Below are 10,178 nucleotides of genomic sequence, written 5' to 3'. Positions count from 1 at the left end.
CGAGCTCCGCCGCCGGGGATGGCCCCCGACGGGCAAGCGGAGTTCAGATCATGCCAACTCAGGTACGAGCCGACGTCTATACTCGGGTCACCGAGGCGATCCTTGCAGCGATCGAAGCCGGTACGGGCAACTGGCGCATGCCATGGCATCACAGCGGCGCCGATGTCACCCGGCCGACCAACATCGCCAGCGGCAAGCCCTATCGCGGCATCAACACGGTGTCGCTCTGGGCGGCGGCCTATGGCGGCGGCTATGCGAGCGGGGTCTGGGGCACTTATCGTCAGTGGCAGGACCGCGGCGCCCAGGTCCGCAAGGGCGAGCAGGCCAGCCTCGGCGTCCTCTGGAAGGAGATCAGCCGGCGCGACGACGAGCAGGATGACGAAGATGGCGGCAAGGGACGGCGGCTCTTCGCCCGGGCGTTCAGCCTGTTCAACGCCGATCAGGTCGACGGCTACGCGCCCGAGCCCGGGCCGGTCCTGCCCGAGAGCGAGCGCCTTGCGGCCGCCGAGGCCTTCATCGCCGCGCTCGGTATCGACACGGTCTACGGGTCGAGCAGCGCCTATTACCATCTCGGCGAAGACCGCATCTACATGCCGCACTTCGCAACCTTCCGTAGCGCGCATGGATTTCTACGGCACCCATATCCACGAGTGTGCCCATGCCAGCGGCGCGGCGCATCGGCTCGACCGGGATTTCAGCGCCAGGTGGACCAAGGACGCGCTCGCGATGGAGGAAGCGACCGCCGAGCTGACCGCCTCGTTCCTGCTTGCCGACCTCGGCATCGCGCACGATCCGCGTCCCGATCATGCCGCCTATATCGCCTCCTGGCTGGCGTTATGCTCACCTCGCCATAACCTGGCTAATCGCGAGGTGTCGATAATGTGAAGGAACGCGGCCAGATTGGCCGAGTTCTGGGGTTTCCTGCCAACGTTCCTTCACATTATTTCAAAGCGTGTCGAGCCAGGCGAGCACGCTTGTATCGCGCTTCCACGAAGGCTGACCGCCGGGTGTTGTCGGAACGGCGACCTGTTCCAGGGCCTTTCGCTTCGTTTCAAGATTGGCCCTGGCATAGTGGTTGGTCGTGTCGAGGCTCACGTGGCCGAGCCAACTGCGGATGACTGTAACATCGACGCCCGCAGATATGAGGTGCACGGCGGTGGCGTGCCGGAAGGCGTGCGGCGTCACGTGCTTGGTACGCAGCGTTGGTGTGGCTTCGGTCGCCGCCTTTACGTAGGCGGCAAGCTTGAATCGGACGCCCGACGCGCTGAGCGGTTCGCCATAGCGGTTAACGAACAGCCGTTGGTCAGGCGCCCGTGGTTGCCGTTCGAGCAGCTTCTTCAGCAGCAAGGCTGTTTCAGGCCAGAGCGGGCAGATGCGTTCCTTCCGTCCCTTGCCGGTCAAGCGCACGCAGCTCGGACTTTCGAACCGGATTGCTTCGGGGCACAAGTCGAGCGCTTCCTGTATTCGTGCGCCGCTGTTGTAGAGGAACGAGAGCAGCACATGATCGCGCATGCCTTCGAGCGTCGAACGGTCAGGCTGGGCAAGAATTGCCGTCACTTCCGCCGGATCCAGATAGCAGGGCTCCGATACCGGCGTGCGCTTGACGGGTATGTTGAGGATTTCGACGCATTGCGCGATCGATGCAGGATCCCTGGTCGCCACGAAGTGGAAGAAGCTGCGGATTGCGGCAAGCCTGCAGTTGCGCGTGCCGATCGTGCCGCCGCGCTCATGTTCAGCGTAACTGAGGAACGCGGAGACCTCGCTTGCGGCCAGATCAGTCATCGTAATCATAGCCACCTTCCTTCCAGCCCGCTGTGCGACGAACCGCAAGAACAGCCGCCAGGTATCGCGGTATGATCGGACTGTATGGATGGATGCGTTGCGCTGCTCGACCAGCCATTCGTAGAAGAACGCGCGCATCAGTACCGGGAACGGGTTGGCCTTGCTCATGTCTGCACCTCCCGCTCCATGCTGAGGCAAGGTGCGCCCACCATGCGGAACCGCTCGTTTGCGTAATGCAGCAGATCCTGGGTGACCGTGATGTAGACCAGCGTAGAGTTGATATCCCGGTGGCCGAGGTAGGTCGCGAGGAATGGCAGACGGTCCTGCGGGTTGATGCCCGTCCTGTACCATTCGAGGATCCGGTTCACGACCATCGAGTGGCGCAGGTCGTGCAAACGCGGTCCCGTTCGCCCCTGCGGTGGCTTCAGCCCGGCACGGCGTATGACGTCAACGAGCAGCCAGGCGACGGCTTGCTTCGTATAGCGGCCGCTCCGCTGCTCGTGCCAGAACAGACCTGACCTCGGATCCTGCGGGGCACCCGCGCGACGCCGCACATCGATGTACGCCCGAAGTTCGGCCATCACAGTGTCGGGCAGCGGCAGTATCCTTGTCTTGTAGAACTTGGTCTGCCGTATAGTGATCGTGCCGCCCTGAAGATCAACATCCCCCAGATCAAGGCGGGCAACCTCGCTGCGCCGCAGGCCCGCGCAATAGGCGAGCAGAAGCATCGTGTAGACACTCAACGGGCGAAGCGACGCTCGCGGAGAGGGGTAAGAGCGAGCAATGTCGAGCATATGCTGCACGTCGGCGGGCGTATAGATATGAGGTTTGCGCCATTGTTTGGCCACTTCCTTCCCCGGACGTGGGTCCGGTCGGCGCGGTGGGATCGACGGATCCCGGTGGCGGAGTATCTTCGCAAGGACGCGCTTCAGCTTTTCGCATTCGGCAGGATGATTGCGCGTGGCCTTCGCCGCCGCCCAGTGTTCGAGCATCACCCCGATCGGTTCATCCTGCAGCGCCGGGTTCAGCTGTAGGAACCGGTCGAACCGCAAAAGCCACACAGGCTGCGTGGTATATTTGTACCCCCTGTTGCGCATCAGCGTAACGTGCTCGGCCATGATCGCGCCCAGCACGCTGCCGAACGGTTTGGGCTGATGCAGTTCGGCAAGGGCTTGTTCTGGATCGCGTGAAGCCAGAGCGCGCCAGACCGGCATGCACTGCTTGACGTTGCACTCCTTGCGCAGGACGACGACGGGGATTGCGGTGGATCGCCCCGGTTTGCACAAGGTGATCGAGGAACCGGTCGATAATGCGGGTGCGGTGGAGCAGCGTCCGTCGCTGTCCAACGGTCGGACCACGCCCGCAACCAGGCTACCAGCACATCTTGGCCGAGTTCGGTGTGGCGCGCGGCGACGTCCTGGAAGCTGTAGAGCACCTGTTTGTAATAGGTGCGGCTGTTCTTGCTGCGCAGGGCCAAGGTCCGCGAGATAGCGCGCGATCAACAGTCGTTCGGGATCGGGCCATGGCGTCATGACAGCACCTCCGATCCCGGAACGTCGAGCGCGATGGCCCGCAGGTCTTCGGTTGCCAGCTTGAGATACGGAGCGGTAGATTCCGTCGAACGATGACCCAGCATATCGCCGATCACCTTTTGCGGGACCGAGGCGCGCAGCATCTCGACCGCGCGGGCATGTCTGAAGATGTGTGGGCCCACACTTCCCCGGTGGCTTGACCCCGGCATCCCGGATTCGCCGGAAGACGGCACTATGCAGCACCCGGAGCCTTCCATAGGGTGCACGGGTCCGCACGAACACTTCGCGGGCGTCGGTCTGCGGTCGTCCCGAGCGCAGATAGCTGAGGATGGGCTTCGCCCACCGGAGCCATCAACGGCAGATAGGAACAGGCACGGGTCTTGGTGTAGGAGGATGCGGATCGATTTCCGTCCGCCAGTCAATATCCTCGATCTTCAGATTGCGGATTTCGCCGGACCTCAGACCATAAGTCGCCAGCAGTTGCAGGATCGCCTGATCTCTGAGCCCGATAGGCGTTGTGTCTTTGCTCGCGGTTTCCAGAACGGCGGCGATCTGATCGCGCTCCAGGATCGAGGGCACCCCTTCATAGGCATACAATAGCGGGGCGATGACGTGCGGCGACAAGTCGATTGCGGTGCGGCGCGTACGGTGCAGATAACGCAACAGCGAGCGAAGACGCTCCGCCACGTCCTTCACCGATTTTGCGCGTTTGGTGCGGGCTGCGCATATCCATGTAACGGTCGATGTCGCCGACGCTCATTTCCACCAGGCTGTCGACGGCCGCATCGATCAAGCTGCCAGGTCAGGAAGTTCCGACCTTCCCACATCAATGCGTAGATGCTGCGCTCCGCAAGGCCCCGCTCCTCGCGCAGCCAGATCTCGTATTCGTCGCAAATCGTAAAGCGCAGCGTGTCAGCAGCACATGTCGCTTTGGGCGCGGGTGGCCAACGGCCCTGTGCAAGCCGCAGTAGGGCGTGGATTCCAGAACGCGGAATGGAGTGCCAACCACGGCCCTGGTGGTCGGCCATGACGTTTGCGGAACATCGTGATCGCATGGTGCAAATAGTACCCCACCTGCGCCTCGGTCACCTCCGCGATCGGGATGCTGCGCCGGGCAAGATAGTCGAGGAACCCGCGCGCATAGGCGCAGTAGTTCCCGGCCACCACCGGCTGTATCGTTGGCTGGTCAGTACGGATCTGAGTTCGGAGATCAGTTCGCAATCGGTATTCGGCATTGACGGCTCCTCTGCTGGTCAAACGACCGCAGAGGTTCGTCGAGAAATAATGCGGAGCAAAGCCCGTCAGAATAACGTCGCAATTCTGCGCATTTCAGACACTGAAACTGCGTTCCTTCACATTATCGACACCTCGGCGATTACTTCAGGTGCTGAAGAACGACAGCCGCGCGATCTTCACTGCGGCCAGCAAGGCGCAGGCGGCGGCCGATTGGATGCACGCCCAGCAGCCGTGACGCTCACGCGGCCCGCACCTCGGCGCCGAGCGCATCAAGCAGCGGACAGCCCGGATCCTGACCGGCATCGCAGGCTCGCACCGAGTCTGCCAGAACCCGTTCCATCCGCCTGAGGTCCGCGATCCGCGCGCGCACATCCTGCAGATGCGACGCCGCGAGCTCGGCGGACTTCGGTGCAGGAGGCCTGGCCGCCGGCCGCGAGTCCGAGCAAGGCGCGCACCTCGTCAAGGGTGAAGCCCAGCTCCCTCGCACGGCGCACGAAGCCCAGGCGAGCCACGTCCTCCCGACCGTAGCTGCGGTAACGGCCCCGCCGCGGCGGAACGGGCAGCAGCCCGATCCGCTCGTAATAGCGGAATCGTCTCGATGTTGCAGCTGGTACGGCGCGAAGAGTTCGCCGATCTGGATCGCGGCGGTTGCGGCCATCTTCAAAATACCTCTGTGAGTCTGTAGTCGCTACAGATGGTAGGATAGCTGCATGCCCGCCACAAGGAGTCGCCCGTGACCCAGACACCAAGCCCGCCCAAGGGGATAAGTACCGCCGCGCTTAACCCCTGGCGGGGATCGCCGCCGCGTTCGGCGTCGCTGCCTGCTGCGCAACTGCCGATCCTCTTGGCATCCGCCGGCATCGGCGCGGCCTGGCTCAGCGCGTGGCCGTCGTCTCCGCGCCCTATCGCACGCCGCTCCTCGTGATCGGCGCATTATGCCTCGTCGCCGGCGCCGCGCTGCTATTGCGCCAGCAACTCGCCGCCATGCGCTGCGGCCCGGACGGCGTGTGTGCACGCCGCGCTGGACGCGCATCCTCACTCTCGCCGGCCTATTGGTCGGCGCGGCACTGCTCTGGGCGGGTTATAGCTATGTCTGACGTCGTTCCGGAGCTGCACTCGACCCTGACCTGTCCGCACTGCGGACATCAGGCGACCGAGACGATGCCGACCAACGCATGCCAGTTTTTCTATGACTGCCGGGGCTGCGGCGCGGTCCTCAAGCCCAAGCAGGGCGATTGCTGCGTCTTTTGGTTCCTATGGCGACGTTCCGTGTCCGCCGATCCAGATCGAGGGCAAGGCGCGTCCTGCTGCGGCTGAAGACAAGCACGTGACGCTTGTCCACCCCCCGCTGACGCTGCCCCTGAACCGACGGTTGAATTCCCCGACGGCACCGTCGTCCCGGACTGGGACTGCGGTCACCGCGCCAAGCGCCCATTCGGCCCTGACAGCGCTGTTCAGCGGCCATTTATCGGCCGCAGGTGGCATGGCATCGACAGCACCGAGGACGAGGTGCGGCGTGCCATCCTCCGGGCCTATGTCACCCATGGGCCGACGCCGCCGGCGCCGGTGGAGATCGCTGCCGCGGTTGCGCTCCGCCCGGCGACGTGGCCGCAGCGCTCCACCGGCTCGCGGACGCGATCTCGTGGTCCTCGACGGCGACGGGCCGAGTGAGCGGCGCCTATCCCTTTTCAACCGTGCTCCCAGTGAGCATCAGGTGGAGGCCGCGGGTATCACGATGGGAGCCATGTGCGCCCTCGACGCGCTGGGGATCTGCACGATCGCACCGCACGCCAGCCTCATATCCGTCTGGAGTCCATCGCCGCAATCAGGGCCGGCGCTCGCTTGCGATCCATGTACCACGACCGGGGCTGCACCTTGGGCTGAAGCGTCGTGCCCGAGGGGATTCTCGTCTGGTGCCGGTCATCGCCTACACCGGCGGCTGTGCAGCGTCCTTCGCTCTAGCACTCAGTCCAGGCACTTTCTTCTGCCATTCCGATCATCTTGAAAGCCTGGCCGTATGACGGTTCCGTGACCGCCCGCGACGGCATTCCGCCTGACCCTGCGCACGAGGCCCTCCCAGGTCGGCCGCGCGATCTTTGCACCGATGCTCGGAGGGATATTGCCATGGCCCATTACGACCTGATCGTCATCGGCAGCGGAACAGCCGCCCAGGTCGCGATCGGCCAGGTCCGCGCCGCCGGATGGTCCGTCGCCGTCATCGACCACCGCCCGTTCGGCGGCACCTGTGCGCTACGGGGCTGCGATCCCAAGAAGATGCTGGTCAGCGGCGAAGAGGCGATCGATGCCGCCGCTCGCATGGCCGGACATGGTGTCGGCGGCGACCTGGCGATCGATTGGCCGAGCCTGATGGCGTTCAAGCGCAGCTTTACCGATCCGGTCCCCGCCAAGCAGGAACGCCGCTACGCCAAGCTGGGCGTCGACGCCTTCCACGGGCTAGCGCGCTTCGCAAGCCCGGACGCGGTCGCGGTCGACGGTCGGACGTTGCAGGCCCAGCATATCCTGATCGCAACCGGCGCGGGGCCGATCCCGCTCGGCATTCCAGGCGAGGAGCTGGTCAGCACGAGCGACGCTTTCCTCGAGCTGGAGACGCTGCCGCGCCGGATCGTGCTGATCGGCGGCGGCTATGTCGCCGCGGAGTTCTCGCATCTGGCCGCACGTGCCGGCGCCGAAGTCACGATCCTGCAGCGCGCTAGCCGGCTGCTGCCGCATTTCGATCCCGACCTGGTGGGCTGGCTCACACCGCGGTTCACGGCGCTCGGCATTCGCATCGAGACCGGCACCGCGGTCACACGGGTCGAGCGGAACGGGGACGGCCTGCAGGTGCGTGCCTCTCGCCAGGGAGCGCCGGACCTGGAGGTCGCCTGCGATCTCGTCATTCATGCTGCCGGGCGTCGTCCCGATCTCGGCAGCCTCGACCTGTCCACCGGGCAGGTCGCGGTGCAAGACGGACGACTGCAGCTCGATGCGCATCTGCGCAGCATTTCCAACCCGCGGGTCTATGCCGCCGGTGACGCCGCCGGCGTCGGGCCGCCCCTGACCCCGGTGTCGAGCCACGACGCGAAGAATCGTCGCTCGCGAACCCTCCTGCATAGGTCCATCAGCGCGAGCCCGACATATCGCGGAGTGTTCCGAGCGTCGCCCTTCACCGTGCCGCCGATCGCCGCCGTCGGGCTTTCGGAAGAGGCGGCGCGCCGCAGCGGCCTCAAGTTCCGGGTTAACGCGGCCTCGACGCCGGACTGGTTCACCGCCCGCCGCTCGCCGAGCCGGTCTATGGCCACAAAGTGTCTGATCGACGAGCGGACGGACCTCGTCCTCGGCGCGCATCTCGTCGGGCCGAAAGCCGACGAGAGTGATCAACCTTTTCGGCCTGGCCATCCGGCCCACGGCCTCACCTCCCGCGGCCGATTCTACGCTCCACCATGTTTGCCTATCCGACCGGCGCCCTCGGATATCGGCTACAGTGCTCTAGAGGCGACAGCAGGCCGCGCCACGATCCGTCACAAGTGCTCGCCCGCGGGTCGGGCTGGCAAGCCCCTGTCGCCGAAGGTACGTGATAGCACGGGAGCTGTCGCACCGCCAGGTGATCTGCGGACGCCGCTGACGATGGCGGCGCTACTTTTTGGGCCTCCCTTCCGACGCGGAGGTGGTCGGCGCTCCCTGCTAGGCCCGCCACGGCGGGCTGCAAGCCCCGGCTTCGCCGGGCTGCTCCATTTCATTTCGCCCCTGCGGGTGCAGCCCGCCGCTCGAACGGGCCTCTTCGGTCGCTCTCGCCGCCCACCCCCGCCTCGGGGAGGCCGATGCGGTTTTTGGGCAGTGCTGGAGGCAGCCGATGGTTTTCTTCCTCGAACCCCGGATTGGGGCTGGACTGTCAGGATATGTGGCCGAAATGGGTAGCGCCTTCCTCTGCGCCGCGCTTGGCATCGAACCGACCGTGCGCCATGCCGATTATCTGGCATCATGGGCCAGGTTATGGCGAGGTGAGCATAACTCGAGTAATCGCGAGGTGTCGATAATGTGAAGGAACGCAGTTTCAGTGTCTGAAATGCGCAGAATTGCGACGTTATCTGACGGGCTTTGCTCCGCATTATTTCTCGACGAACCTCTGCGGTCGTTTGACCAGCAGAGGAGCCGTCAATGCCGAATACCGATTGCGAACTGATCTCCGAACTCAGATCCGTACTGACCAGCCAACGATACAGCCCGGTGGTGGCCGGGAACTACTGCGCCTATGCGCGCGGGTTCCTCGACTATCTTGCCCGGCGCAGCATCCCGATCGCGGAGGTGACCGAGGCGCAGGTGGGGTACTATTTGCACCATGCGATCACGATGTTCCGCAAACGTCATGGCCGACCACCAGGGCCGTGTTGGCACTCCATTCCGCGTTCTGGAATCCACGCCCTACTGCGGCTTGCACAGGGCCGTTGGCCACCCGCGCCCAAAGCGACATGTGCTGCTGACACGCTGCGCTTTACGATTTGCGACGAATACGAGATCTGGCTGCGCGAGGAGCGGGGCCTTGCGGAGCGCAGCATCTACGCATTGATGTGGGAAGGTCGGAACTTCCTGACCTGGCAGCTTGATCGATGCGGCGTCGACAGCCTGGTGGAAATGAGCGTCGGCGACATCGACCGTTACATGGATATGCGCAGCCCGCACCAAACGCGCAAATCGGTGAAGGACGTGGCGGAGCGTCTTCGCTCGCTGTTGCGTTATCTGCACCGTACGCGCCGCACCGCAATCGACTTGTCGCCGCACGTCATCGCCCGCTATTGTATGCCTATGAAGGGGTGCCCTCGATCCTGGAGCGCGATCAGATCGCCGCCGTTCTGGAAACCGCGAGCAAAGACACAACGCCTATCGGGCTCAGAGATCAGGCGATCCTGCAACTGCTGGCGACTTATGGTCTGAGGTCCGGCGAAATCCGCAATCTGAAGATCGAGGATATTGACTGGCGGACGGAATCGATCCGCATCCTCCACACCAAGACCCGTGCCTGTTCCTATCTGCCGTTGATGGCTCCGTGGGGCGAAGCCATCCTCAGCTATCTGCGCTCGGGACGACCGCAGACCGACGCCCGCGAAGTGTTCGTGCGGACCCGTGCACCCTATGGAAGGCTCCGGGTGCTGCATAGTGCCGTCTTCCGGCGAATCCGGGATGCCGGGGTCAAGCCACCGGGGAAGTGTGGGCCACACATCTTCAGACATGCCCGCGCGGTCGAGATGCTGCGCGCCTCGGTCCCGCAAAAGGTGATCGGCGATATGCTGGGTCATCGTTCGACGGAATCTACCGCCTCCGTATCTCAAGCTGGCAACCGAAGACCTGCGGGCCATCGCGCTCGACGTTCCGGGATCGGAGGTGCTGTCATGACGCCATGGCCCGATCCCGAACGACTGTTGATCGCGCGCTATCTCGCGGACCTTGGCCTGCGCAGCAAGAACAGCCGCACCTATTACAAACAGGTGCTCTACAGCTTCCAGGACGTCGCCGCGCGCCACACCGAACTCGGCCAAGATGTGCTGGTAGCCTGGTTGCGGGCGTGGTCCGACCGTTGGACAGCGACGACGCTGCTCCACCGCACCCGGCATTATCGACCGGTTCCTCGATCAC

The 10,178-nt window shown here is 64.4% G+C and carries 4 protein-coding genes and 6 pseudogenes; 6 read left to right on the top strand and 4 right to left on the bottom strand.

Translation table 11 applies throughout. From position 1 onward, the window contains the following. Window positions 1–50: 50 nt before the first annotated feature. Window positions 51–837: pseudogene (locus OOT33_RS12500) on the top strand (ArdC family protein); the annotation flags it as partial. A gap of 108 nt (window positions 838–945) precedes the next feature. Here OOT33_RS12500 and OOT33_RS12495 read toward each other — a convergent pair. The 4 genes and pseudogenes from OOT33_RS12495 to OOT33_RS12480 all read right to left on the bottom strand — a co-directional run bounded on the left by OOT33_RS12495 (window position 946) and on the right by OOT33_RS12480 (window position 5,208). Next, window positions 946–1,950 (bottom strand): tyrosine-type recombinase/integrase, encoded by a 1,005-nt coding sequence (locus OOT33_RS12495; protein ID WP_307749246.1) that lies wholly within the window; start codon window positions 1,948–1,950, stop codon window positions 946–948. Next, complete coding sequence (locus OOT33_RS12490; protein WP_307750380.1) at window positions 1,947–3,140, bottom strand: tyrosine-type recombinase/integrase; 1,194 nt, start codon at window positions 3,138–3,140, stop codon at window positions 1,947–1,949. Before OOT33_RS12490 ends, OOT33_RS12495 begins: the two co-directional genes overlap by 4 nt. 170 nt (window positions 3,141–3,310) lie before the next feature. After that, a pseudogene (locus OOT33_RS12485) lies at window positions 3,311–4,549 on the bottom strand (site-specific integrase). 239 nt (window positions 4,550–4,788) lie between these two features. Continuing rightward, window positions 4,789–5,208, bottom strand: a pseudogene (locus OOT33_RS12480) (helix-turn-helix domain-containing protein). Window positions 5,209–5,639: 431 nt separating this feature from the next. Here OOT33_RS12480 and OOT33_RS12475 point away from each other — a divergent pair. The 5 genes and pseudogenes from OOT33_RS12475 to OOT33_RS12455 form a co-directional block, all read left to right on the top strand. Next, window positions 5,640–5,838, top strand: a pseudogene (locus OOT33_RS12475) (GDCCVxC domain-containing (seleno)protein); the annotation flags it as partial. Between the two features lie 836 nt (window positions 5,839–6,674). Then, window positions 6,675–8,465, top strand: coding sequence for an FAD-dependent oxidoreductase (locus OOT33_RS12470; protein ID WP_307750379.1), 1,791 nt, complete (start codon window positions 6,675–6,677; stop codon window positions 8,463–8,465). Beyond that, the gene (locus OOT33_RS12465) at window positions 8,458–8,589 is read left to right on the top strand and encodes a zincin-like metallopeptidase domain-containing protein (RefSeq protein WP_307750378.1); all 132 of its coding nucleotides are present in this window, start codon (window positions 8,458–8,460) and stop codon (window positions 8,587–8,589) included. Before OOT33_RS12470 ends, OOT33_RS12465 begins: the two co-directional genes overlap by 8 nt. A gap of 116 nt (window positions 8,590–8,705) precedes the next feature. Beyond that, a pseudogene (locus OOT33_RS12460) lies at window positions 8,706–9,938 on the top strand (site-specific integrase). Further along, window positions 9,935–10,178 (top strand): annotated as a pseudogene (locus tag OOT33_RS12455) (integrase); the annotation flags it as partial. The pseudogenes OOT33_RS12460 and OOT33_RS12455, both read left to right, overlap by 4 nt.

Source organism: Sphingobium sp. DEHP117 (assembly GCF_030867385.1).
Taxonomy (GTDB): Bacteria; Pseudomonadota; Alphaproteobacteria; order Sphingomonadales; family Sphingomonadaceae; genus Sphingobium.
This window is presented reverse-complemented; position numbering and strand designations above follow the sequence as displayed.